This is a genomic window from Blautia sp. MSJ-9 (genome assembly GCF_018919065.1).
GTDB lineage: Bacteria > Bacillota > Clostridia > Lachnospirales > Lachnospiraceae > Blautia_A.
This window is the reverse complement of sequence record NZ_JAHLQG010000043.1, coordinates 1-25,862: the sequence shown is the minus strand read 5'-3', so window position 1 is coordinate 25,862 and position 25,862 is coordinate 1. Positions and strand designations below refer to the sequence as shown.

General features: G+C 43.0%; 18 protein-coding genes and 1 pseudogene. 4 read left to right on the top strand and 15 right to left on the bottom strand.

Going from position 1 to position 25,862, the window contains the following annotated elements; translation table 11 throughout:
- Positions 1-103: 103 nt before the first annotated feature.
- From topA to KQI87_RS17290, 4 genes and pseudogenes are all read right to left on the bottom strand, one after another.
- Positions 104-2,176 carry a type I DNA topoisomerase gene (gene topA / locus KQI87_RS11830; protein WP_216460316.1) on the bottom strand — a complete coding sequence of 691 codons (2,073 nt, stop codon included), beginning with the start codon at positions 2,174-2,176 and terminating at the stop codon, positions 104-106.
- Between the two features lie 205 nt (positions 2,177-2,381).
- On the bottom strand, positions 2,382-3,329 hold the full coding sequence (gene dprA / locus KQI87_RS11825; RefSeq protein WP_216460315.1) for a DNA-processing protein DprA: 948 nt from the start codon (positions 3,327-3,329) through the stop codon (positions 2,382-2,384).
- A gap of 20 nt (positions 3,330-3,349) precedes the next feature.
- Complete coding sequence (locus KQI87_RS11820) at positions 3,350-4,882, bottom strand: YifB family Mg chelatase-like AAA ATPase (RefSeq protein ID WP_216460314.1); 1,533 nt, start codon at positions 4,880-4,882, stop codon at positions 3,350-3,352.
- Positions 4,883-4,901: 19 nt separating this feature from the next.
- Positions 4,902-5,039, bottom strand: a pseudogene (locus KQI87_RS17290) (DUF6783 domain-containing protein); the annotation flags it as partial.
- Here KQI87_RS17290 and KQI87_RS17285 point away from each other — a divergent pair.
- Positions 4,977-5,123, top strand: a complete 147-nt coding sequence (locus KQI87_RS17285) for a DUF6783 domain-containing protein (protein WP_334300742.1) — start codon at positions 4,977-4,979, stop codon at positions 5,121-5,123. The pseudogene KQI87_RS17290 and the gene KQI87_RS17285 overlap by 63 nt on opposite strands.
- A 197-nt stretch (positions 5,124-5,320) precedes the next feature.
- Complete coding sequence (locus KQI87_RS11815; protein ID WP_216460313.1) at positions 5,321-5,536, top strand: helix-turn-helix domain-containing protein; 216 nt, start codon at positions 5,321-5,323, stop codon at positions 5,534-5,536.
- 104 nt (positions 5,537-5,640) lie between these two features.
- Here the strand turns inward: KQI87_RS11815 and KQI87_RS11810 are convergent, their stop codons facing one another.
- From KQI87_RS11810 to KQI87_RS11780, 7 genes are all read right to left on the bottom strand, one after another.
- The gene (locus KQI87_RS11810; RefSeq protein ID WP_216460312.1) at positions 5,641-6,246 is read right to left on the bottom strand and encodes a hypothetical protein; all 606 of its coding nucleotides are present in this window, start codon (positions 6,244-6,246) and stop codon (positions 5,641-5,643) included.
- A gap of 26 nt (positions 6,247-6,272) precedes the next feature.
- Positions 6,273-7,688: an amidophosphoribosyltransferase gene (locus tag KQI87_RS11805; protein WP_216460311.1), complete on the bottom strand. Its 1,416-nt coding sequence runs from the start codon at positions 7,686-7,688 to the stop codon at positions 6,273-6,275.
- A gap of 280 nt (positions 7,689-7,968) precedes the next feature.
- Complete coding sequence (locus KQI87_RS11800; RefSeq protein WP_216460310.1) at positions 7,969-9,924, bottom strand: fructose-1,6-bisphosphatase; 1,956 nt, start codon at positions 9,922-9,924, stop codon at positions 7,969-7,971.
- Between the two features lie 146 nt (positions 9,925-10,070).
- Entirely contained in the window at positions 10,071-14,558 is a 4,488-nt protein-coding gene (locus tag KQI87_RS11795; protein WP_216460309.1) for a PolC-type DNA polymerase III, read from the bottom strand.
- A 39-nt stretch (positions 14,559-14,597) separates the two neighbouring features.
- Complete coding sequence (gene ispG, locus KQI87_RS11790; RefSeq protein ID WP_216460308.1) at positions 14,598-15,653, bottom strand: flavodoxin-dependent (E)-4-hydroxy-3-methylbut-2-enyl-diphosphate synthase; 1,056 nt, start codon at positions 15,651-15,653, stop codon at positions 14,598-14,600.
- Positions 15,654-15,918: 265 nt separating this feature from the next.
- On the bottom strand, positions 15,919-17,064 hold the full coding sequence (locus tag KQI87_RS11785; protein WP_216460307.1) for a toxic anion resistance protein: 1,146 nt from the start codon (positions 17,062-17,064) through the stop codon (positions 15,919-15,921).
- A gap of 97 nt (positions 17,065-17,161) precedes the next feature.
- A complete protein-coding gene (locus KQI87_RS11780) occupies positions 17,162-18,463 on the bottom strand; it encodes a 5-bromo-4-chloroindolyl phosphate hydrolysis family protein (RefSeq protein WP_216460306.1) in 1,302 nt (433 codons plus the stop codon).
- Positions 18,464-18,783: 320 nt separating this feature from the next.
- Here KQI87_RS11780 and KQI87_RS11775 point away from each other — a divergent pair, with 320 nt between their 5' ends.
- The gene (locus KQI87_RS11775) at positions 18,784-19,809 is read left to right on the top strand and encodes a branched-chain amino acid aminotransferase (RefSeq protein WP_216460305.1); all 1,026 of its coding nucleotides are present in this window, start codon (positions 18,784-18,786) and stop codon (positions 19,807-19,809) included.
- Positions 19,810-20,062: 253 nt separating this feature from the next.
- On the opposite strand, the gene KQI87_RS11770 is transcribed toward KQI87_RS11775, so the two are convergent.
- The 3 genes from KQI87_RS11770 to KQI87_RS11760 all read right to left on the bottom strand — a co-directional run bounded on the left by KQI87_RS11770 (position 20,063) and on the right by KQI87_RS11760 (position 22,576).
- Positions 20,063-20,554, bottom strand: coding sequence for a dihydrofolate reductase (locus KQI87_RS11770; RefSeq protein WP_216460304.1), 492 nt, complete (start codon positions 20,552-20,554; stop codon positions 20,063-20,065).
- A gap of 73 nt (positions 20,555-20,627) precedes the next feature.
- Positions 20,628-21,476 (bottom strand): thymidylate synthase, encoded by an 849-nt coding sequence (gene thyA / locus KQI87_RS11765; protein ID WP_216460303.1) that lies wholly within the window; start codon positions 21,474-21,476, stop codon positions 20,628-20,630.
- A 146-nt stretch (positions 21,477-21,622) separates the two neighbouring features.
- Positions 21,623-22,576 (bottom strand): diacylglycerol/lipid kinase family protein, encoded by a 954-nt coding sequence (locus KQI87_RS11760; protein WP_216460302.1) that lies wholly within the window; start codon positions 22,574-22,576, stop codon positions 21,623-21,625.
- A gap of 342 nt (positions 22,577-22,918) precedes the next feature.
- On the opposite strand from KQI87_RS11760, the gene KQI87_RS11755 reads away from it, so the two are divergent.
- Positions 22,919-24,589 carry a glycoside hydrolase family 13 protein gene (locus KQI87_RS11755; RefSeq protein WP_216460301.1) on the top strand — a complete coding sequence of 557 codons (1,671 nt, stop codon included), beginning with the start codon at positions 22,919-22,921 and terminating at the stop codon, positions 24,587-24,589.
- 388 nt (positions 24,590-24,977) lie between these two features.
- Here the strand turns inward: KQI87_RS11755 and KQI87_RS16630 are convergent.
- On the bottom strand, positions 24,978-25,862 hold an 885-nt coding region (locus KQI87_RS16630; protein WP_253292501.1), incomplete at its 5' end, for a transposase.

Below are 25,862 nucleotides of genomic sequence, written 5' to 3'. Positions count from 1 at the left end.
ATTTTTGTAGTTCTAAATCCGGACATATAAGCAAAAAAATACAGGAAAAAGCGAGATCTTCTTCCTGTATTTGCTGACTTTATTATATTTTATCTTAAAAAGCTTATTCCTCTTTTGCGTCTTTTGGCTCAACGTATCCACAAGTCTCCTGGCTGCAAACGAGCTTGTTCCCCTTTTCCACCATGTAACTTCCACATTTTGGACATTTCTTTGCGGATGGTTTCTGCCAGGACATAAAATCACATTCCGGATTGTTCTCGCATCCGTAGTATTTACGTCCTTTTTTGGTTTTCTTGAGAACAATTTCCTTTCCGCATTTCGGACATGAAACTCCGATTTTCTCAAAATATGGCTTGGTGTTTCTGCATTCAGGAAATCCCGGACATGCTAAGAAACGTCCATGAGGACCATACTTGATAACCATGTTTCTGCCGCAGTTGTCACAGATCACATCTGTGACCTCATCCTGGATATCAACTTTCTCAAGTTCTTCCTCTGCTGCGTCTACATCTTTCTTCAGATCAGGATAGAAGTTGCTGACCACCGTCTTCCATTTGACAGTGCCTGCTGCCACACAGTCGAGAAGACCTTCCATAGTTGCTGTGAAGTTTACATCTACAATACTTGGAAATGCCTGCTTCATAATGTTATTGACAACCTCACCCAGCTCTGTGACATAAAGATTCTTCTGCTCTTTTGCCACATAGCGACGACTGATAATGGTAGTAATGGTCGGTGCGTAAGTACTTGGACGTCCAATTCCCAGTTCCTCCATGGTCTTAACCAGGGATGCCTCTGTATAATGTGCAGGAGGCTGTGTGAAATGCTGCTCTGGTTTCAGTTCCTTAAGTGTCAATTTCATACCTTTCTCAAGGCTCTGGTTCAGCACATTCCCTTTTTTCTGATCCTCTTCATCTGTGTATACGGACATAAATCCATCAAATACGATCTTAGATGCAGAAACTGTAAAGATATATTCATCTGCTCCAATCTTTACAGATGTGGTCTCGTATTTCGCAGGAGCCATTCTGCTGGCTGCAAAACGTCTCCAGATCAGCTGATACAGTCTGAACTGATCTCTGGATAGAGATTCTTTCAGAAGTGCCGGTGTACGACTGATGTCTGTGGGACGTATTGCTTCATGAGCATCCTGGATCTTCTGTCCTTTCTTCACAGTTTTCTCAGACTGAGAAACGTAATTTTCACCGTACTGAGCTGTGATGTATTCTCTTGCTGCTGCATCTGCTTCCTCAGAGATTCGTGTGGAATCAGTACGCAGGTAAGAGATCACACCGACAGTGCCATTTCCCTTGATATCAATTCCTTCATATAACTGCTGTGCCAGACGCATGGTCTTCTGTGTGGAGAAGTTCAGTGTCTTGGCTGCTTCCTGCTGTAAGGTACTGGTAGTAAACGGAAGCGGAGCATTCTTGATCCTCTCACCTTTCTTTACTTCTGTGATCTCGTATTCCTTATCCTGCAGGGATGCAAGAAGTTCATCCATCTCCTGTTTGTTGTGGATGTTCATTTTCTTATCTGTTCCGTAGAACTTAGCCTGAAGCGGTTTCTTCTCTCCTTTTACCTGGAATTCTCCTTCAAGGCTCCAATATTCTTCCGGAATGAATGCATTGATCTCATCTTCTCTATCGCAGATGATACGAAGTGCAACAGACTGTACACGGCCTGCGCTTAAACCTCTCTTGACTTTCGCCCAGAGCAGCGGGCTGATGGTGTAACCTACCATACGGTCAAGCATACGTCTTGCCTGCTGTGCATCTACCAGATCCATATCCAGGTCTCTCGCCTGTTTAATGGAAGATTTTACTGCTGTCTTGGTAATCTCGTTGAAAGTAATTCTGTGCATCTTCTTAGGGTCTTCTTTCAATGCCTGCATCAGATGCCAGGAAATTGCTTCTCCTTCACGGTCAGGGTCAGTTGCCAGATAAATCTTATCTGCTTTCTTTGCTGACTTGCGAAGTTTTGCAAGAAGTTCTCCCTTTCCACGGATTGTTATATATTTGGGTTCGAAGTCATGTTCTACATCGATTCCGAACTGACTCTTGGGGAAATCACGAACATGTCCGTTAGAAGCTTCCACATCGTAATTCGCACCAAGGAATTTCTTAATTGTTTTCACTTTTGCAGGTGATTCCACTATCACCAGATATTTCGCCATGCTACCTCTCCTAGTCGTAATCTATGTCTGTTTGTAATTGTTCAGCAATCTACGTCAAGTGACTTGCTCATAGCCAAATAACTGCTCCGCAATTTATTTGGTTAAAATACTGAACCGTTACGTCTGTTTATATGAATCAGGCAGACATACCTATCCACCCCGCAGCTTACTCATAACCGGACAGTGAACTCTGCTTCATCCGGTGTTAACTGCTTCTTACATAATAGTATCTCCCGCACTCTCTTATGAGCCCCCGCAGTGTCAGTTCCACCAGACAATTGCTTACCTGAGCCGGTGAAAAGCCCGTTTTTCTCACAATATAGTCGGGATTTTTTGGTCGTAAATCGAGACAACTATACACCATATTCAAATCAGTTGCAAGTCCTAAGTTGTTTTTTTCCTCTGTTTGTGTGACTTTCGACGAGGAAATTCCAAGTTCTTCCAGCAGGATTTCCGGGCAGTATGCGATTCCTGCTCCATCATAGATCAGCTTATGACATCCTCTGCTGAGAACATCTGTGACAGCGCCCGGAATCGCATAAACCATCTTTCCCTGCTCCAGTGCAAACCCTGCAGTGATCAGGGATCCACTGCTCTCTTTTGCTTCTACTACAAGAACAGCGTCAGACAATGCACTGATGATCCTGTTGCGGGCCGGAAAATGCCAGGCTGCAGGCTCAGAACCAGGCGGACACTCACTGATGATGCCACCATTTTCCCAGAGAATCCTTTCATATAATTTGCGGTTTGTTCTTGGATAACACACATCTACACCACTTCCAAGCACCGCAAAAGTCGGCATCCTGCCTTCCAGTGCACCTTTATGTCCCTCTGCATCAATTCCAAGAGCCATACCACTGATGATCTGGACACCTGCCTGACTCAATGCCTTTGCATAACGGAAAGCCTGAATTCTGCCGTAAGGACTGCACATTCTGGCACCAATCACGGCTACGGTTCTCCTGTCTGGATCAGGAAAACGTCCTCTGACATAAAGTTTTCCGGGCATAGATGGATATTGTTTCATAATCTGAGGATATTCCGGACTTGATTTTTCAACACAACGAATCTGTGCATTCTTGTCTTCCTTTGCATTATTTTCTTTTATATTATCTCCGTCAGTATTGTTCTTTCTCATGTCAGTTCTTTCCATATAAAATACCTCGCAGATACTTATTTTATGACAGAATTTTTATCAAACACCCGATATGATAATGCCTCACCGATATGGTGGCTTGCGATGATTTCCTCGTCATCCATATCCGCAATGGTTCTGGCTACTTTCATAATTCGGTGATAGGAACGGGCACTAAATGCAATTTGATCAAATGCCCTTGCCAGAAGCCTGGATGCACCGTCTGTAAGAGGACAGTATTTATCAATCTGGCGGCTGCCAAGCTGTCCATTAAAATTAATTTCTTCATCTCTGTAGCGTTCTTCCTGAATTTTCTGTACCTTTTCCACTCTTTTTCGGATCACTGCAGAAGTTTCTCCTCTTTTCCCACCATGAAGCTGGGCAAAAGATATTGGTGGTACTTCTGTACTGATATCAATTCTGTCAAGGAGCGGTCGGCTGATTTTTCCCATATAATGACTGATTTCACCAGAAGTGCAGGTACACTTATTCAAATCTGGATAATAGCCGCAGGGACAGGGATTCATTGCTGCACATAACATAAAGTCTGCCGGAAAGCTATATGTTCCACTGGCCCGGGCTATCTGGATCACCTTGTCTTCCATAGGCTGGCGCAAAAGTTCCAGGCTTGCCCTTGAGAACTCCGGCATTTCATCCAGAAAAAGAACACCTTTATGTGCCAGAGTGATTTCGCCCGGTCTGGGATTACGACCGCCACCTGCGATAGCCTGAGGAGTACTTGTATGATGAGGACTGCGAAAAGGGCGCTCATTGATCAGAGGATGTTCCCTGGACAAAAGCCCTGCGATACTGTAAATCCTGGTAAGTTCCAGTTTCTCCTCAAAACCAAGCCCCGGCATAATGGTAGGAAGCCGTCTGGCAAGCATGGTTTTTCCTGTTCCAGGTGAACCGATAAAAAGGATATTGTGGAATCCGCTCACTGCAATCTCAGCGGCTCTTTTGGCGCTCTCCTGCCCTTCAATATCGGAGAAATCCATGTTCTTCTCTTTTTCTGCCGATAGTGGTATGTTTTCTTCTGTTTCTGTTTTAAGAAAGGGCTCCGGATCCAGGAGACAATCAATCAGTTCTTCTAAATTCTTTACTCCTGCTACCGGAACATCAGAGACCAGTCTGCCCTCTTTCAGATTGTCATATGGAACTACACAAAATCTGCATCCAAGGTTTCTGGCACATAATACAATCGGAAGAATACCTGAAACTCCATGGATTTCTCCGTCCAGACCAATCTCACCTGACATCATAACTCCACTGATAACCTGGGGACTGATCATGCCAAAAGCCGCCAGAACTGCTGCTGCCACCGGCACATCAAACCCTGCCCCTTCCTTCTTCATATCTGCGGGGGCGAAATTGACAGTTATCCTCTTTGGCGGAAACTGATAACCGTTATTTTTCAGCGCTGTGCGGACTCTGTCCTGAGCTTCTTTTACCTGAACTGACGGAAAACCTACCATAATAAAGGAAGGTAATCCATTACTTACATCTGCCTCTACCTGGACAGGGCATACCTCTACCCCAAAGATTGCAGCTGATAATACACTTGCAAACAAAAATTACTCCTTTCTGCCGTCATAAATTTCCCCGGATATTTATGCGCATCCTAATTATTTCATTAGAGCATGTTTGAAAAAGGCTTTCTGCAAGATGTGCGTCACAATTTGTGGAAGATTTTGTTCGGATGAGGGCGTCGTAGCGGGCTACGACAACCGAATTCGGACAAAATATACCGCAAAGTGGGGCGTGCAGATTACAGGAATGATTTTTCAAACACGCGCTAGATCATTTACGTAATTGATCCTCGATCATTCATTTATTTTCATGGGATTTTTCTGAGAAATCAGATTTGAAAAAAAGATCATCTTTTATTATAGTCCATTTTGCTCCAAATTGCAATAGTGCATTTTGTTCTGTTTTATACTTTCTTCACAATCGGATGTTCAGCCATAAATCCGACTGCAACAAAACTATATAACAGAGAGGTGGATCATATGAAATTTCAGCGTATTCAGGATTTACGTACAGATGCTGACCTGTCTCAGAGACAGCTTAGTGAGATTCTTCACATCAGTCAGCGTTCTTATTCACACTATGAGACAGGATCTCGCAACATCCCAATCGAGATGCTGATCAGACTGGCAAATTATTATGACATCAGTATTGATTATCTGGTTGGACGTACTGACAAGAAAGAAATGAATAAATAAACAAGCAAAAGGATTCCTGTAACCAACTTGTGTTACCTGAATCCTTTTGTCGTTTATCTTTTGATTCTATTTTTATGTATTATCCTGTCTGACCATGTATCCTGTTATTCTCTGATCATGATGGTATCCACAGATGGATGCACTTTTACTCCCTCTGCTTTTGTCTTTGTCTTAATATTGACATACAGACGTCCATTATCAAAAGTAAGATAGCCTTTCGCTACATTTCCCAGCGAATCTGTAAAAGAAAATCTGGACGCATTTCCTGCTACGGATTTCTTTACTGTTGCTTCGCAGGTTGCTGTCTTTTTCTTATTAGTCTGAGAATAAGTAAAGGTCACTGACTTCTGGCTGAGTTTGGTGATCTCGATCACAATTCTGCCGTTCTTACTGTGCCAGGTTCCCAGATAATCATCTGGGTCAAACACATATGCTCGTTCCAGCACCGGAGTCGGGGTCACTGTCGGGATTGGAGTCGGGATCGGAGTCGGCGTAGCTGCTGGTGTCGGAGTTACGGTCGGAACACTTTCCAGTGCTGCCAGCGCTTCTTCTTTTCTCTGCTGTTTTTCCTCATTCTTTCGATACCGCATAAGCAAAGTACCTGCAAGTATAAGCAGAAAGAACAGGATCAGCATGAATATCAGAAGCTTCTTAAGTCTTTTTTTCTTTTTGTTCTGTTTCTGTTTTATCTGGTTATTGATTTCCGACAAATTCTACGTCTCCTCTTTGTTTTTCTTTATTCTTTTCCGTCCCAGCAGTAAGTACAGAGTTTGCACGGTGAAATTCCGATGGATTCTTTCAGGTCGTCCAGTCTGTGGAATTTCAGGGATGTAAAGTTCAGTTCCTTACGGATCTCTTCTAACATCTCTTTGTAATTGGTTGAGTTCGGGTCTGCATAGTCTGACAGAATCTTATCGCTGACATTGTCACCCTCACGTTTCGCAATGATCCTTCTTGTGATCAGATCCATCTCGGATTTGGAACGTGAGAAGTTCAGATATTTGCATCCATAAAGCAGCGGCGGACATGCAGGACGGATATGTACTTCTTTAGCGCCGTTTCTGTAGAGAAATTCTGTAGTTTCTCTTAACTGAGTTCCGCGTACGATTGAGTCATCAATCATAAGGAGGCTCTTATCTTTGATCAGACGATGTACCGGGATCAGTTTCATTCTGGCGATCAGGTTTCTCTGGCTCTGCTGAGTTGGCATAAAGGATCTCGGCCAGGTCGGTGTGTATTTAATAAACGGGCGGGCAAAAGGTACGCCGGACTGGTTGGCATATCCGATGGCATGAGCGATACCGGAATCCGGTACTCCGGCTACGATATCCGGGTTTACTTCGCCTTTGTCTCGTTTTGCAAGCATATCACCGCAGTGATAGCGCATCTCTTCTACGTTGATTCCCTCGTAAGTTGAAGTCGGATATCCATAATATACCCAGAGGAAAGAACAGATACGCATCTCTTCTCCAGGTTTCTGCAGTGTCTCCACCCCATCAGGAGTTACTGCTACGATCTCGCCAGGTCCCAGTTCTTTGAGGTCTTCATAGCCGAGGTTCAGGTATGCAAAGCTCTCAAAGGATACGCAGCAGGCATCTTCTTTCTTACCTATGATCAATGGAGTTCTTCCCAGACGGTCACGGGCTGCAAGCAGACCTTTTGGTGTAAGGATCAGCATGGTCATGGAACCCTCGATCACTTCCTGTGCATAACGGATTCCCTCGATCATATTATCTTTCTGATTGATCAGGGCTGCTACCATTTCTGTGGGGTTCACACTTCCTCCGCTCATTTCCAGGAAATGGGTACATCCATTCTTGAAACAGTTTGCGATCAGTTCATCCATATTGTTGATCTTTCCAACTGTGGTGATCGCGAAGTTTCCAAGGTGAGAGCGTACCAGAAGTGGCTGTGGTTCATTATCTGAAATACATCCGATTCCTAAATTTCCTTCCATATCACCGATATCACCATCGAACTTTGTTCGAAACGGTGCATTCTCAATGTTATGGATGACACGGTCAAAACCACGTTTCGTATCATACACTGCCATTCCACCTCTGCGTGTTCCCAGATGGGAATGATAATCAATTCCGAAGAAAAGGTCCAGAATGCAGCTGGACTTTGATGCTACTCCAAAAATTCCACCCATTATCGTATTCTCCTTTTGTTCATTATCTTCGGGCTTATTCGCCCGCCTCATCATAATACTTATTGCTGGTTAAACAACACTACCCATTATATAGAACACAAATTTATAAGTAAAGAGTTTTATGCCCTGTAAAACCAACCTCTTTTTGGCGTCTGCTTACAATTTTTTGCTATTATAACTGTTATTTACAGTAGATTTCTTATTCAAAATACCTATTTTCTTTCATAACTACTCTCATAACTATTCAGCAGCTTTACAGAACAGCAGACTGTTTACATAGTTACTTTTTTTCTTTAATAACACCTGTACGGTACGCATCCAGCAACTGAATAAGCTCTTGTATCCTCTCTTTTAAGGCGTGTCCGGTATCTGTGTCACCTACCAGCTGGCGTCTGGACATGTAGCTGACCGCTACACGGTTTGATACGATATCTGTTTCCTTTGCTACAGCATCTGCCTTGGATGTAAATGGCTCATGCGCGGTAAGATTCAGTCCGTAAGAGTTATAGATCAGCGTATATCCTGCAATTCCGGTAACCTTCTGATAGGGTTTGGAGAATCCACCGTCAATAACAATTACTTTGCCATTGCATTTGACAGGGCTCTCGCCTTCACTCTGATGTACAGGCACATGACCATTGATAATGTGCCCTTTTTCAGGGTCCAGGCCGAACTCTCGCAGCATATTATCTACTACCTCTTCGTTCTCCCAGAGACGGTAATAGGCGTTCTTTTTCTCTTCATGAGTAGACGGATCTTCAATAAAATATCGCTCAAAAGTGCTCATCTTGCTCTTGCCAAACAATGGTGAATTTGGTGCTGCCCAGATATACCACATGATATCCCGGCCTTTCTTCTGCTCTTCTTTCCCTACAGAGTAGAAAGCACGGCGCACATAGGTTTCCAACGCATCATACAGCTCTTTTCCTTTATAGCTTTTTCCATAAATCTGTACTTCACGGAAGGTTCCATCCTCATTCAATGGGATGCTTCCATGGAATAAAAGATTTCCATTATATACAGTGTAAAGACCACCTTTATCAAGTAGAAGACGGATATGATTCTGTAGTTTCTCGCAGTTTCTGAATGCAGAGGACAGCTTATCCATAACCTCTTTCTCACCCTCTGTAAGATCATAAGGATGTTTCCAGTCAATGGTCGGGAAATTGCTGTCGCGGAGTGGATATTCTTTTCCGCCCGGCAGTGTGATCGTGCCTTTCTTCGGGTCAATTCTGTGAAGAAGTGCACGGTCTTCCATATGGAATTCTTTGTGCTTGCGAACCAGTTTTCCTTCTAATTTAAACTGAATCACTGCGATGGCCTTGTGCATTTTTTTGCCCAGTTCTTCTTCCAGAATATTGTAGTTGGAAGCACCTTTCATGGCAAAAATATCGCACGGATCATCCTTGTAAGCTTCCATGACAAAGGTCGCCAGAGGCAGCATATTGATGCCGTAACCATCTTCCAGAATGTCAAGATTTCCGTAACGGATGCTGTTTCTTACTACTGTGGCAATGCAGGCTTTCTGTCCTGCTGCTGCGCCCATCCAGACTACATCATGATTTCCCCACTGGATATCCAGTGAATGATACTGCATCAGACGGTCCATGATGAAATGTGGTGCCGGTCCTCTGTCGTAAATATCTCCAAGGATATGCAGATGATCTACAACCAAACGCTGGATCAGCTCTGCCAGCGCAATGATAAAGTCCTCTGCACCGCCGATTTCGATGATAGTATTAACAATAGAATCATAATAAGCTTCTTTATCCAGAACCTCCGCCTTCTCTGTGATCAGCTCTTCAATTACATAGGCATAATCCGCAGGAAGTGCCTTGCGTACTTTAGATCTGGTGTACTTGGAGGCAGTAGTTTTACAGATTTCGATGAGACGATACAGGGTAATCTTGTACCAGTTCTCCATATCTTCTTCTGTTTCCTTAACCAGATCCATCTTCTCTTTCGGATAGTAGATCAGGGTTGCAAGGGAACGTTTATCATTGTTGCTAAGGGTGTGGCCGAATACATCATCAATTTTCTTTCGTACTGCACCGGAACCGTTTCGCAGTACATGGGAAAATGCCTGGTATTCACCGTGGAGGTCGGACATAAAGTGCTCTGTTCCCTTGGGCAGATTCAGGATAGACTGAAGGTTGATGATCTCCGTGGATGCTTTTCCTATTGTAGGGTAAATCTCTGCAAGTCTCTGTAAATATCTTAATTCTTCTTTTCTCATATTCGTCTCCTGTTGCCGTGGCCTGTATGTTATATCTCGATGCTAATATCTCTTCAAAAAATCTAATTTCTTTTACTTAACTTTAATCAGGCAGATCATTTACCCGCCTTATTTGATACAAAATAATTGCCCTGTGGCTTGTATTTTCAACCTGTAAAATCAAATAGTGACATCTGGTTGGACTGTGGAATATCTCCGAACAGCTTCAGATCATCCATCAGATCAATAACTGTTTTGCTGACTTTCGTTCTGTCGCGGAAGTCGTCTTTTGACAGGAATTTGCCCTGTTTTGCGGCATCTACAACAGCGTCTGCCGCCTTGTCTCCAAGTCCGTCGATAGTCGCAAGGGATGGCATCAGTTTGCCGTCTACGATCTGGAATCGCTGAGCTTTGGCTGTATAAAGGTCGATTGGAACAAATTCGAAACCTCGCGCATACATCTCCTGCACGATACGCATATCCTTCAGTGTATCCTGCTCTTTCTTAGATGCGGAATCGCCTTTCTTACGGATTTCTGCCATGTAATATTCCAGACGTTCCTTACCCATACACATAAGTTCATAGGAGAATGCGGTGGCACGGATACTGAAATATGCCGCATAATATGCCAGCGGCTGGAACACTTTATACCATGCGATTCGGTATGCCATCATAACGTACGCCGCAGCATGTGCCTTCGGGAACATGTACTTGATCAGCTTACAGGACCAGATATACCAGTCCGGTACGTCGTGTTCTTTCATCGTCGTGATCCACTCATCACGGAGGCCTTTTCCCTTACGGACACTCTCCATGATCGTGAATGCCAGACCACTCTCTACCCCTTTACCAATAAGGTAGATCATGATGTCATCTCGGGTACAGATGGCAGTGGAAATGGTTGCTTTTCCTTCCTGGATCAGCACCTGTGCATTGCCAAGCCATACGTCTGTACCATGGGAAAGTCCCGCAATACGGATCAGGTCTGAAAAGTATTTCGGCTTGGTATCAATAAGCATCTGCATGGCAAAATCAGTACCAAACTCCGGGATTCCAAGGCATCCAAGCTTACATCCGCCAATGGATTCCGGCTCAATATTAAGTGCTTTTGTGCTGGCAAACAGAGACATGACGTCTCTCTGATCCAACGGAACATCTCTGGCACTGATACCAGTTAAGTCCTCCAGCATTCGGATCATGGTCGGATCATCGTGTCCCAGTATATCAAGTTTCAGCAGGTTTCCATCAATGGAATGGTAATCAAAATGCGTGGTGATAATATCACTGTTTACGTCGTTTGCAGGATGCTGAACAGGGGTAAATTTCTCGATTTCTTCGCCCACCGGAAGTACGATGATACCTCCCGGATGCTGCCCTGTTGTACGCCGTACTCCAGTGCATCCCTGTACAATTCGATTAATCTCGCAGTAACGTTTATGCACGCCGCGCTCTTCAAAATAGTTCTTCACATAACCGAATGCAGTCTTCTCCGCAAGGGTACCGATGGTTCCTGCTTTGAAGGTCTGGCCTTTGCCAAAGATAACCTCTGTGTATCTGTGGGCATTTGCCTGGTATTCACCGGAGAAGTTAAGGTCAATATCCGGCTCTTTATCTCCCTTGAATCCAAGGAAAGTTTCGAACGGGATATCAAATCCTTCTTTCTTCATCTTTGTTCCGCACTTCGGGCAGATCTTGTCCGGCATATCGCATCCTGCCATACCTGCATATTTCTTTACTTCCGGCGAATCAAAATCACTGTATTTGCAGTCCGGATTCGGGCAGAGATAATGCGGTGGCAGAGGATTTACCTCTGTGATACCGGACATGGTCGCTGCCAGAGAAGATCCTACAGATCCTCGGGAACCTACCAGATATCCGTCCTCATTGGACTTCCATACCAACTTCTGGGCAATGATATACATTACGGCATATCCGTTGGAAATGATTGAGTTCAGCTCTCTGTCCAGACGGCTCTCTACGATCTCCGGAAGAGGATCTCCATACATTTCATGAGCTTTTGTAAAGCAGATATTCTTCAGATCCTGATCCGAATTCTCGATGACCGGAGGGAATTTGTCCGGATGGATCGGAGAGATTTTCTCGATCATATCTGCAATCTTATTCGTATTTGTAATGACAACTTCTTCTGCTTTCTCACTGCCGAGATAAGCAAATTCTTCTAACATTTCCTCGGTGGTACGCAGATACAGAGGTGCCTGTTCATCTGCATCCGAGAAGCCGCTTCCTGCCATGATGATCCTTCGGTAAACTTCGTCCTGCGGATCCATGAAATGCACATCGCAGGTTGCCACTACAGGCTTCTTAAACTGTTCTCCCAGCTTCACGATCCTGCGGTTCATTTCACGTAAATCTTCCTCGGAATTAATCATATCATGCTTATCATCTGCGATCATAAATTTATTATTTCCGATCGGCTGAATTTCCAGATAATCATAGAAATTTACCAGTCTGGCAATCTCTGTCTCAGGTGCATTTCGCAGCAATGCCTGGTACAGTTCGCCCGCCTCGCAGGCACTTCCTACCAAAAGTCCGTCACGGTATTTCTGCAGGATGCTCTTTGGTACACGGGGACGTCTGTGATAGTACTTCAGATGAGACTGGCTTACCAGTTTATACAGATTAATACGACCCGTTTCATTTCTGGCAAAAATAATTACATGGTATGTCGGCAGTTTCTTAATGGTATTGGCTGAAACTGCACCCTGTTTGTTCAGCTCATCGACATCAAGGATATCGCGGTCTGCCAGCATCTTTACGAATTTTACAAAAATCTCTGCAGTGCAGGCAGCATCGTCTACTGCGCGGTGGTGGTTTTCCAGAGAAACACCTACTGCTTTTGCTACTGTATCCAGCTTAAATCTGTTCAGCGCAGGAAGCAGAAAACGTGCCATGCCTACGGTATCTACATAAGTAAAATCATGCTCGATCCCCAGTCTGTCGCAGTTCTTCATAATGAATCCCATATCGAAATCTGCATTGTGTGCAACCATCACTGCACCCTTGCTGAATTCAAGGAATTTCGGCAGAACCTCCTCGATCGTCGGGGCATCCATGACCATACTGTCATTGATACTGGTAAGCTGCTCGATACGGAACGGGATCGGGACTTTCGGGTTTACAAAGGTGGAAAAGCGTTCTGTAATCTCACCATTCTCTACCAGTACCGCACCAATCTCAATGATCTGGCAGGTCAGGGATGAGAATCCGGTGGTCTCGATATCGAAGACTACAAATCTACCGTCCAGTTTCTGACCTTTTCCATTGGTAACCATACCTTTTAAGTCATCTACCAGATAACCTTCCATGCCATACAGAACCTTGAAATCAGAATCCTTCGGGACACATCCGCCCCATGCATCAAAACAGTGGTTCGCCTCAGGGAACGCCTGAACAACGCCGTGATCTGTGATAGCAATGGCAGGATGTCCCCACTCATATGCACGCTTTACCAGAGACTTGGCATCTGTAACACCATCCATATCGCTCATCTTTGTATGGCAGTGAAGTTCTACACGTTTCTGTGGGCTGGTGTCTATTCGGGATGTAGTAAAATTGGCAATTTTCTTGATTCCTGCAATAGATGCGATCGTAAGTTCACTGTCAAATCGGTCTACCGTTGTTACGCCTCGGAACTTCAGGAATGCACCTTTCTTTACATGTTCTGTCACTTCCGGCACCTGCTCATTTCGCAGGAACATTTTTACTACAATACTGTCTGTAAAATCTGTGATTGGGAAGATCAGGATGGTCTTTTCGTTGCGGATTTCTCTTGCTTCTACATCCATAACCTGACCGCGGACGATAACTTCACCCATCTCACCGGTAATCGTTTCCAGAGCAACAGGTTCGCCTTCGAAATCTCTTCCATAGATAACATCCGGATTGCTGTCCCTTCTGAATCCGCCTCGGAAATCGCCCTTCTTGTCCTTGCGGTCGCCCAAAGCCGGCTTTTTGTCTTTCTTATCCTGCTGTGTTTTATCGGCTTTCTTTTCAGATTTTTTCTCACCATTTGCCTCATTCTCGTTCTGAGAAACCTGTCCACTTTTGGCGTGGATCTTCGCATGGCGCATAACGTTTTCTACTTCCTGTGCAATCTGAAGCTCAGCATTCTTATGGTATTTACTCTCCTGCATTTCCACATACTCAAGTTCCACTTTCAAGTCCATTCCACATCTTTCGCAGAAAACTTTCTGCAGATATTCGATCAGAATTTCACTCTTCTCTCTGGCAATCACGGAATCAGGAAGAACCATATGAAGATCATGTTCTCCAGGAAAAGTGATCTGCGCCTGCTTAAATGTATTGTATTCCAGCATGTTATAGTTGCGTAATTCCATTTCCATACTTGATCTGTATGTGTCCAGGAAATTCTGAGGAGTGTACTGTGCAGACAGACGAAACTTTTCAATAATTGTAATTGTAACGCCTAAGCCCGCAAAAAGCTGTCTCTCAATCTGCTCTTCCAATGCAAAAATGTACTTTTTATGAATCCAACGTTCACTCTTTATATATACCCAGATATGAGTCTTGGCAGGATTACAGGACACTCTTGTTACCACTACTCCATCCAGTAATTCTTCCAGTTCTTTTTTTATTTTTAAATTAGGAAATACATCAAAAAAGTCTTTTTCCAAAATAAAATCTCCTCGTTAATTTCAGCCGCTCCTCTGATCTCATTCTTTCCAGTTCAGAAGTTCCTGACGTAAGGTTTCCAGAAGCTGATCTTCCGGTACTTTCTGTATGATCTCACCATGTTTGATCAGAAGTCCTACACCTACTCCGCCTGCAATTCCAATATCTGCTTCTTTCGCTTCTCCAGGCCCGTTTACAACGCATCCCATAACTGCCACTTTGATGTCAAGCGGGATATCCTGCACCATAGTTTCTACCTGGTTTGCGAGACCAATTAAGTCGATCTGTGTACGTCCACAGGTTGGACATGATACTACTTCTACGCCGCCTTTTCTGAGGCCAAGTGTCTTCAGAATACGTTTGGCAGATTTGATTTCTTCCAGTGGTGCACCTGTAAGGGATACACGGATCGTATCACCGATTCCCTGATTCAGGATAATTCCCAGGCCAATGGCAGATTTGATATTTCCGGAATAAAGAGTTCCGGCTTCTGTGATTCCTACATGGAGTGGATAGTTTGTTTTCTCTGCAATCAGTTCGTGGGCTTTTGCACACATAAGGACATCGGAAGATTTGATGCTGATGACCAGATTGTCATAGCCTAATTCTTCGATAATATGCACTTTATCCAGAGCACTTTCCACTAGGCCTTCAGCTGTAACTCCATGGTATTTTTCCACAAGTTCTTTCTCAAGAGAGCCGCTGTTTACACCTACACGAATTGGGATTCCACGTTCTTTTGCCACATCAACAACTGCTTTGATCCGCTCTGTGCTTCCAATATTTCCCGGGTTGATGCGGATTTTGTCTGCGCCGTTTTCCATTGCTGCGATGGCAAGACGATAATCGAAATGAATATCTGCTACCAGTGGAATGTGGATCTGTTTCTTGATTTCTTTTAATGCTTTTGCAGCTTCCATGGTTGGTACCGCGCAGCGGATAATGTCGCATCCTGCCTGTTCCAGTGCAAGGATCTGGGCTACTGTCTGTTCTACATCTTCAGTCTTGGTATTAGTCATGGACTGAATTAAGATCGGGTTGCCACCGCCAATTTTTCTGTCACCAATCTGGATGACTTTTGTATGGTCTCTGTACATAATTACTCCTTTTTCAACTTATATCCGGCACTTTCGCAGAGTATAACGCTAAAAGATTTTTTAATTTTCAATTCATGCCTGAATAATTTCGGTTTTACTCTGCTTGTACTGCCATCAAACTACTTTTTACCTGTTCAAATTTTTCTTACATTTTTAGCAGAAACAGGAGCGGCCGAATTTCCGACAGCTCCCGCTCATTTTTCAAGCAGATACATCTGCTTTTACTACTAACTGTATCAATCATACATGATACAGTTTTGATTACTTATTTTCTAATCTCCAGAAGTTTACGCTTCAGTTCATCTTCCATACGGCGCATTTCTGTCTCTGCTGCCTGCCGCTTCTGACGGCCTTCCATCTGGATACGCATTACATCGTCCAGTGTCTGGATCAGGTCTGCATTTGTTTTCTGAAGTGTTTCGAGATCTACTACCCCACGCTCTGATTCCTTGGCAGTTTCAACAGTTGCCATATGAAGCATTTCCGCATTTTTCTTCAGAAGTTCATTGGTGATATCTGACACCTGTCTCTGTGCTTTTGCTGCTTCTGCGGAATGCGCGATTCCAAGCGAAAGAACCATCTGACTCTTCCATAATGGAATGGTATTTACGATAGTTGTCTGGATTTTCTCTACCATTACCGTGTCATTGTTCTGGATCAGACGAATCTGCGGTGCAGTCTGCATGGCAATGGTACGGGTAAGATCCAGATCATGCAGTTTCTTCTCAAAACGGTTGCACTTCTCATCCAGATCTCTGGCTGCCTGTGCGTCCTCTGGAAGTCCGCTCAATGCTGCTTTATTCTTCATTTCTGCAAGTTTTCCATTTCTGGTCTCTTCCAGTTTCTTCTTTCCTGCAAGGATGTACATGCTTAGTTCTTTATAGTAGTTCAGGTTCTGCTCATACATCTTATCCAGCATTGCAGAATCCTTGAGTAGGCGTACCTGATGCTGCTGAAGGGAATCTGCAATCTTTTCAATGCTGACTTCTGCCTTATCATATTTATTCTTCATATTCTCAATCTTGGAGGACTGTTTCTTAAAGAAACCGAAGAATCCGCTTTCTTCCTGTACATCGAAATCTTTCAGTTCAGTGACTACATTTGTGATTAGTTCTCCGATCTCACCGAGATCCTGCATCTTTACATTCTCCAGTGCTGCGTCAGAAAAATCTGCCATTTTCTTCTGTGTCCCGGCACCGTACTGAAGGATCTGATTTGTATTCTCAATATCAATCTTTGCAGCAAATTCCGCTACCATCTGCTGCTCTGCTGGTGTCAACACCGGTGCTTCTGGTTCTGGATCTGGCTGCTTCTCTTTTGCGATTTCTTCTTTCTCTTCCACTTCCCCAATATCTGGTTCCAAGGTCAGTGATGGTGTTTCCATTTCAAAATCCTTAAATTCGTTTCCCATGTTTTCTCCTTTTAGTCAGACTTTTCTTTACAGGTTTATTCTCAGATTTATAACTTTTCTGTCTTCATCTGATTGTTGTTTCAGATTCTTACTATTATTAATTCTTCTTCATTTTCGCAAAGTCATCATCTGTCAAGCCTTCCTGTGCCAGCAGTGTATGCAGTACAGAAATATCACTTGAGACATCCCACGCAGTATCCTGGAATACAGAATCCAGTAATTTCTCAAATGCCTGATTAAGCGTATCCAGTGTATCCTCTATTTCCTTCTTGGATGACTGGATATTCTCCCCCTGTACTGGCATCTGATCCATTTCTTCGTATGCATCCAGCAGTTTCACAGTCATTGGAAGATAATAATTCATCATCTTTTTCAGGTCTGGAATAATCTCCGGATGCTTCTCTGCACGTTCAAAAATCTTCTCAACGATCAGTTCCATTCGGGAAATCTTAGCAGATATTTCCACTCCTGGAATTGCATCATTACTCTTATGGATTTTGTCCAGAAATTCATTTCCTTTCTCCAGAACTTCCTGAACCTCTGGAGAAATATTCTCTCTGTTTTTCTTCTGTTCTGCCTGAATCCGCTCTTCTTCCTGTTTCTTATCTTCCAGTGCTTTTATTGTCTGAGTATACTGTTGATAGGTTTCATTGCTTGTGATCAGACAGGTTTCCTGTTCATCAATATGTCCCTGACGAAACCATCCATCGTCAATCATTTTCTTAATATCTTTTTTTACGAATTTCACCGGTTTGCCTACTGCTGCAGAAAGCTGTTCGAAATTACAGTATGTGTGATTTCCAAGTGTGCCGAGGTATTTCTGAAAACGTTCCAACTTTCCTAATTTCTTTAATCCACCTGCCAGAAGCCCTACGCCTGCCAGTGCTCCAACTGCCAGAAAACAGGTTCCACCAAATACAAGGGAGCTCATATGTCCCACTGCTCCGAAGATAGACAGTACCAACGTGCCAAGTCCCATGCCGCTGGCAAGGATTCCGCCGGATATAGAAAGCATCATCCCTTTCATTCTTCCGCCGGTGTTCTTATCATAGAGAGCTAGCATGCGCTCTTTTGCCTTGTCCTCTTCCTGTTTCTTTCGTGCTTCTTCCTGTGCCTGCTCACGTTCTCGCCTGCGCTGTTCTTCGAACTCTTTTGTTTTATTATGATATTCATGGTTTCCAGACTGGGCACTTCCTGAGCCAAACATGCTGTTCAGACCATTTTTAATTGCCTCACTTCCGGAGTCTACAGCAGAATTTACGGCACTGTTTACAGTCTGCCCTACTGTCTGTTTAATATCTTCTGTCATCTGCCGGTAATCTTTAGTGGAAACCGCCGTATCTATAATCTTCTTTATTTTGTCTCCAAGTTCTCCTAAATCGTCAAAATTTTCGCTCATGTTGTCCTCCATTTTTCTATTCCATATTATAGCGAAATCCACTATAAAAAACAAGACTACGCTTACCGACCAATCCCGTATTTAACCGTTACTGCTTACTCGACTCCCGTCAACAAGCTTAGCGATGCACTGAATTTATGTCTTGAGCATAAATTTTCGTCCGCATATCTCTGGTTTTTCAATTTTTTCACCAATTTTTCATTGAAATCGGAAATTTCCCATTGAACTTAGTAAACAAAAGTTTTACAATGGTAAAGAGATAAACAGTAATCACACTTCAAAAATACTGTAAATATGTGTGAACGGAGGAAAGATTCATTATGGAAAAAAAGAATATCGACTGGGGCAGCATCGGCTTCGGTTATGTACAGACTGATTATCGTTATGTATCTAAATTTAAAGATGGCGCATGGGATGCTGGTGAATTAACAACAGATCCTAATGTAACACTGAACGAATGTGCAGGTGTTTTTCAGTATGCGCAAACAGCTTTCGAGGGAATGAAAGCTTACACAACAGAAGACGGACGTATCGTTACCTTCCGTCCTGACTTAAACGCAGAGCGTATGGCAAACTCAGCCAAGAGACTTGAGATGCCTGTATTCCCGGAAGACCGTTTCGTTGATGCAATTGTTCAGACTGTAAAAGCTAACGCAGCATATGTTCCGCCATACGGTTCAGGTGCAACTTTATATGTTCGTCCATATATGATGGGTACTAACCCGGTTATCGGTGTAAAACCTGCTGATGAGTATATGTTCCGTGTATTCACCACACCTGTAGGACCATACTTCAAGGGCGGCGCTAAGCCGATCACAATCCGTGTCACTGATTTTGACCGTGCTGCACCTCATGGAACAGGTCATATCAAAGCTGGTCTTAACTATGCGATGAGCTTACATGCAATCGTAGATGCCCACAAGAACGGATTCGATGAGAACATGTATCTTGATGCAGCTACACGTACGAAAGTAGAAGAAACAGGCGGTGCTAACTTCATCTTCGTTACAAAAGACGGCAAAGTTGTCACACCTAAGTCTGACAGTATCCTTCCTTCTATCACACGTCGTTCCTTAATCTATGTTGCTAAGGAATACCTTGGATTAGAAGCTGAGGAAAGAGAAGTATACTTCGATGAAGTAAAAGATTTCGCTGAATGTGGTCTCTGCGGTACTGCTGCAGTTATCTCTCCTGTCGGAAAGATTGTTGACCATGGCAAAGAAATCTGCTTCCCAAGCGGAATGGAGAAAATGGGTCCGGTTATCCAGAAACTCTATGACACATTAACAGGAATCCAGATGGGTCGCATTCAGGCTCCAGAAGGATGGTTAAAAGTTATCGAATAATTTTTCATATAACAAAAGGGAACATATACACGTGTTCCCTTTTGTTATATTTCAGTTTAATCATTACTGTCGACTTATTCTCAGTAATAATAATTCAGGTTTCTATGAAACCGCAGATAATTCCCAGATTACTGCGGTTTCTGTGAAATAAATTTTCTCATATACTAAAAAAGAAAGTTGCTGCAAAACAGATGAACATCTATGATACAGCAACTTTCTTTTATTTCAATTTCTATTCTTCACTCTCATATTTTTATTTTTTTCTCTCATATTTCACAAACTGATATTCCAGGTCAAAATATGTCTGTTCATCACTCTCCCCGGTGATCTCCCATTCGTCATCTTCATCCAGATTCGGGAAATGGCTGTCTGCTTCGTAAGCGAAATCAATCTTTGTTACGTGAGCTACATCGCAGTATGGAAGCATCTGCGCATAAATGCTGTCGCCGCCGATACAGTAGACATCTTCTGTCGGATATTTCTTTACTTCTTCGAGTGCTTCTTCGATACTGTGCACTACAGTGGCACCTTTTGCATCGTAATCTTTATTCTTTGTAATAACAATGTTTACTCTGTTTTTCAGTGGAAGTCCGTTTGGAAAACTTTCCAGCGTTTTTCTTCCCATTACTACTACTTTTCCGCTTGTTTCTTCACGGAACATCTTCATATCTGCCGGGATGCTTACAAGAAGCTTATTGTCCTTGCCGATTCCCCAGTTTTTGTCTGCTGCTACGATAATATTCATTATGAATCTTCCTCTCCTAGTTAATTTTGTCTTTTTCAGTATTTATTAATCAAATATCAGCTATCTGCTTTGATTAGATAGCCACCGGAATATTCTTAATCTGCGGCCATGTCTCATAGTTCTCTACGATCAGATCGTCTGTTGTAAACTGATAGAAGTCTTTCACTTCCGGATTCAGCTTCACAACCGGTGCCGGATATGGTTTTCTCTTGATCATCTCTTTTACTACCGGAATATGTCGGTCATAAATATGGCAGTCTGCAACTACATGAAGCAGCTCTCCCGCTTCCATATCACATACCTGCGCGATCATCATAAGCAGGATCGCATACTGGCAGACATTCCAGTTATTTGCTGTAAGAATGTCCTGTGAACGCTGATTCAGGATTGCATTTAATGTCAGTTTCTCATTTCCCGGCGTCTGCGTTACATTGAATGTCATAGAATATGCACACGGATACAGGTTCATCTCATGAAGATCCTGATGTACATAAATATTTGTCATGATCCTGCGGCTGAATGGGTTATTTTTCAGATCATAGATCACTCTGTCTACCTGATCCATCATGCCCTCTTTGTACTGATGCTTCACACCAAGCTGATATCCATAAGCCTTGCCAATTGAACCATTTTCATCCGCCCAGCTATCCCAGATATGGCTGTTCAGGTCATGAATATTATTGGACTTTTTCTGCCAGATCCAGAGAATTTCATCCATCGCACTCTTTAACGCAGTACGTCTCAACGTCATAGCCGGAAATTCTTTTCTCAGATCATATCTGTTTACTACGCCAAATTTCTTGATCGTATACGCCGGAGTTCCATCCTCCCATACAGGACGGACTTTCTCTCCTTCCGTACTTGTTCCATTGTCCAGGATATCCTGGCACATTTTTATAAACACATCATCTGCGTAACTCATACTATCTACACTCCCATTTTTTATTTTCCCATAACGATCCATCTCTTTTTCAATTCAACCGCTAAATCGTTACATGTTCTCTTCATTCTCACATTTCACTGCATTATAACATTTCTGTCTGTCGTTCTCAACTGTACTGTCCTCAATCACTCATGTAACAACCACAGCTTCCGCTCCAGACACCTGAATTCTACCCGCGTAACATCTCCGCAGTACTCCCCATCTGCATGAAGTACCATCGGCTTATCCAATACCACACGGAATCCTTTTTCATCACGAATGTTAAAGCCCTTGATTCCTTCCTGTTTCGCTGCCACCAGAAGTGGAAGCAGGAAAAAAGTTCTCCATTTCGCTATACCTGCCGCACTGCTCAAGGACAGCAGACCATCCTGCGGAGATGCATCCGGTGCCATTGGAACACCGCCGCCTTCTGCCGGTAAATTCATGGATGCGGCAAAGATCATCTTCGGCAGAATGTATCCGCCATGTTCTGTGATCACTTTTGCATTGGCAGTCTCCATAGTAAAAAGAGACTGCACAGTTAATGCAAGATATGTAAGTTTTCCCAGATGGAAACGATTTAAAACCTGTTTCAGTCTGGAAGTAAGAGCTTTCTTGCATACCAGAGCATCCAAACCAAGCCCCGCACTGATGCCAAAGATTCTTGGATTCTTACATCCTTCCCAGCTTACCTGTCCAAGGTCAATCCGGCGAAGTTCTTCCCCTCGCTGATCCTTTCGGATGCAGGCACAGATTTGTCTTAAACTCTCCTTCGGTGTTTTCGGAAGATTCAGATTTCTTCCAAAATCATTTCCTGAACCAGTAGGGATCACACCGAGACGCACTCTGTCAAAATCTTTAATACCGTTCAGAACCTCATTGATCGTCCCGTCTCCGCCAACTACCAGCAGATAGATAGGATCCGTACCCTTCATTGTAGAAATCTTTTCCGCCAGTTTCGTTGCATGTCCCCTATATCCTGTCGTATGCGCCACATATTTTATTTTATATCCTCTGAGCAGACGCTGTGTCTCATTCCATACTCTGTGAGCCTGTCCGGTTCCTGCTCCGTTATTTACAATAATCTGTATTCTTCTCATTTTTCCTCACTGCCATGCATGTATTTTTGATTACCGTTCACTCCATGCTGGTAACTGTTTCGTCCAAAACTTCAATACCTATACTATACAATATTTGCTGCCTGTGCACAAGAAATAGTTCTCATGTTCCTAATCGTTTATCCTGTTCTTGTTACTGTTCTCTTCCTTTTCACTAACAAGTCAAAATAATACACAAATTCGTCAAAATATCGGAAGCATTTTTCTTAAAAAGTATTTATTATATAGATAGAATGTGCTGCAGCGCATCTGCACACACAGGATCAATATTGCTTTATCCAAACAAAAAATATACAAAAATAAATCCTTCAGGAGGTTTTTACAATGGAAAAAAGATGGTGGAAAGAAAGCGTCGTATATCAGATTTATCCTCGCAGTTTCTGCGACAGCAACGGAGATGGTATCGGTGATCTGAATGGTATTACAAGTAAATTTGACTACTTAAAAGAACTCGGCATTGATGTCATCTGGCTCTCTCCGGTTTACAAATCACCTAACGATGATAACGGATATGACATCAGCGATTATCAGGCGATCATGGATGAATTCGGAACTATGGAAGACTTCGACCGTATGCTCGCAGCAGCTCATGAAAGAGGCATCAAGATTATGATGGACCTCGTTGTAAACCATACTTCTGACGAGCACAAATGGTTCATCGAAAGCCGTAAATCCACAGATAACCCATACAGAGATTACTACATCTGGCGTCCTGCAAAAGAAGACGGCAGCCTTCCGAATAACTGGGGTTCCTGTTTCTCCGGTCCTGCATGGGAATACGACAAGACAACAGATATGTATTTCCTGCACCTGTTCTCCAAGAAACAGCCTGATCTGAACTGGGACAATCCAGCTGTACGTCAGGATGTTTTCGATATGATGAACTGGTGGCTGAAAAAGGGTGTTGACGGATTCCGTATGGATGTTATCAGCCTTATATCCAAAGAACCTGGTCTTCCGGACAAGGAACCTGGAATCAACGGCTATGCAACCTTCAACGTATCTGCAAACGGTCCTCATGTACATGAATATCTTCAGGAAATGCGTCAGAAAGCACTGAATAATGCTGACACGATCACTGTAGGCGAATGCTCAGGTGTTACTCTGGAAGAGGCAAAGAAATATGCAAGAAGCGATGAAAAAGAGTTGAACATGGTATTCCAGTTTGAGCATATGGATGTTGACAGTGATGAAAAAGCCGGCAAATGGACAACCAGAAAAATGGATCTGCGCGACCTGAAAAAAATCCTTACACGCTGGCAGAAGGGTCTTCAGGATATTGCATGGAACAGTCTCTACTGGGAGAATCATGACCAGCCAAGAAGCGTTTCCCGTTTCGGCAATGACAGTGACGAATACAGAGAAATCTCTGCAAAAATGCTTGCAACATGTATCCATATGATGCAGGGTACACCTTATGTATATCAGGGTGAGGAACTGGGTATGACAAACTGCCCGTTTAACACTCTTGATAACTTCCGCGACCTTGAAAGTATCAATGCTTTCCACGAATTAACCGGACAGGGTAAGATGACCGAAGAGGACATGATGGCAGCAATCAGTTATAAGGGACGTGACAATGCAAGAACTCCTATGCAGTGGGACGACAGTGCTTACGCAGGTTTCTCCACAGCCAAACCCTGGATCATGGTAAATCCGAACTACACTAAGATCAATGCCAAAGATCAGATTAACCGCGAAGATTCCGTATTCAAATATTATCAGAAACTGATTAAACTCCGTCATGAAAGTGAACTGATCGTATACGGTACCTATGATCTGATCCTTGATGATGACAAGGATATCTACGCTTATATCCGTACACTTGGCGATGAAAAACTGATCGTATACTGCAATTTCAGCGAGAACACACGTGAAGTAGAGCTTCCTGAAGAATTTACAAACGGAAAAGTTCTTATCTCCAATTACATTGATGCAAAAGTAAACCATAAAATCACTCTCAGACCTTACGAAGCAATCGTAATCCAGAAATAGTATACCATACAGGGCTGTTGTCAGATATTTTTTGACGGCAGCCTTATATTTGTTACTGTTCACTCCGTTCGCAGTAACACGCTTCGCGATGCACAGAATTTATGCTAATCGCATAAATTCGCGCGGTATGTCTCGGGTTTTCTGTGACCTTCGCTCACAAAAAACACCTCGCGGGATATTACCAGTGAACCAATGTCATTAACTTAGCAATTTGCCAATACTGCATTGATGAAAATATCAGCAGAAGGATTTGATTATGATAAAAAATGGGATATTGATGGATCAAGATACAACGTCTTACTAAAATTTAGGTATAACAAAAAGACAAAATCAATATTTAACATTGAAATTTGTCTAAAGATGAAATATAGTAATATATGAGTTAATGCTAATGTCTATAACAAAAACTCATCGGAAGTTTAAACCTATGCTGGCGGGCAAAGGTTCTTCCAGGTCTGATCGGCTCAATATTTTGGGCGATCAGACTTTCTACATTTATCTTTGTTATCCCATCGTGAATCCTTAAGAAATCCCTGCATGTTTTAAGTGCGGATGAATAATTCGCCTGATATTCATAAGCACGATCTTCCCGATCAACAGTTACATTTATGATTATGCTGGAACTGAAATTATATAGAATAACTCTTGCCCATACTTCCTGCACAATATAATCATATTTTTTTGAGTGAAACGCTTTCAGACACAGGGAATATTTTAAATCCCGGAAAGAGTTTTCCTCCTGCCATCTCAGATGATAAAGAGCTTTGAAATCTTCAGCTTTAAACTCTTCTTCCGGAAGATTCGTAGCAATGTTTTCATAAGAGCCATCATCAAGCTGTACGCGTAACAAACGTAAAGTAAGGTCATATTCCGTTCTTTGATCATTGAGATAATCCATCGGAGCATTCTGATAAATGTACCGGTATGAAGAGAATAGTTCAGGCCTGGAATATTTGCTTACAGCTTTAGACCTCGTCAGTATAAGAGAGATATCTTCATCAAAAGCTGGCAGGGTATCAACCGGGTATCCCATCATTCCGGAAGCTCTTTTATCGTTACATCGGATAAGGAAGTACTGCCCCTTTTCAATCACATGGGCAAAGTTGTTGTAAGAAGTATAACCTCTGTCCCCAAAGAAAATGACTTTGGAGTGCTCAGGGATATCTGCAGAATCAACCATGGAACAAAAAGCAGAATACTCATTCCGCTTTCGGGCAGGCTGGACTAAAATATCAGTAAAACGCTTATCAAGTAAAGAAAACATAGCATTGAT

Coding starts and splice junctions, on each gene's coding strand:
- KQI87_RS11775 (WP_216460305.1), top strand. CDS start 18,784: ATGGAAAAAAAGAATATCGACTGGGGCAGCATCGGCTTCGGTTATGTA.
- ispG (WP_216460308.1), bottom strand. CDS start 15,653: ATGTACAGAGACCATACAAAAGTCATCCAGATTGGTGACAGAAAAATT.
- KQI87_RS11780 (WP_216460306.1), bottom strand. CDS start 18,463: ATGAGCGAAAATTTTGACGATTTAGGAGAACTTGGAGACAAAATAAAG.
- KQI87_RS11805 (WP_216460311.1), bottom strand. CDS start 7,688: ATGGGTGGAATTTTTGGAGTAGCATCAAAGTCCAGCTGCATTCTGGAC.
- thyA (WP_216460303.1), bottom strand. CDS start 21,476: ATGAGTTACGCAGATGATGTGTTTATAAAAATGTGCCAGGATATCCTG.
- KQI87_RS17285 (WP_334300742.1), top strand. CDS start 4,977: ATGTGCGTCACAATTTGTGGAAGATTTTGTTCGGATGAGGGCGTCGTA.
- KQI87_RS11785 (WP_216460307.1), bottom strand. CDS start 17,064: ATGGGAAACGAATTTAAGGATTTTGAAATGGAAACACCATCACTGACC.
- KQI87_RS11755 (WP_216460301.1), top strand. CDS start 22,919: ATGGAAAAAAGATGGTGGAAAGAAAGCGTCGTATATCAGATTTATCCT.
- KQI87_RS11760 (WP_216460302.1), bottom strand. CDS start 22,576: ATGAGAAGAATACAGATTATTGTAAATAACGGAGCAGGAACCGGACAG.
- topA (WP_216460316.1), bottom strand. CDS start 2,176: ATGGCGAAATATCTGGTGATAGTGGAATCACCTGCAAAAGTGAAAACA.
- KQI87_RS11770 (WP_216460304.1), bottom strand. CDS start 20,554: ATGAATATTATCGTAGCAGCAGACAAAAACTGGGGAATCGGCAAGGAC.
- dprA (WP_216460315.1), bottom strand. CDS start 3,329: ATGGAAAGAACTGACATGAGAAAGAACAATACTGACGGAGATAATATA.
- KQI87_RS11815 (WP_216460313.1), top strand. CDS start 5,321: ATGAAATTTCAGCGTATTCAGGATTTACGTACAGATGCTGACCTGTCT.
- KQI87_RS11800 (WP_216460310.1), bottom strand. CDS start 9,924: ATGAGAAAAGAAGAATTAAGATATTTACAGAGACTTGCAGAGATTTAC.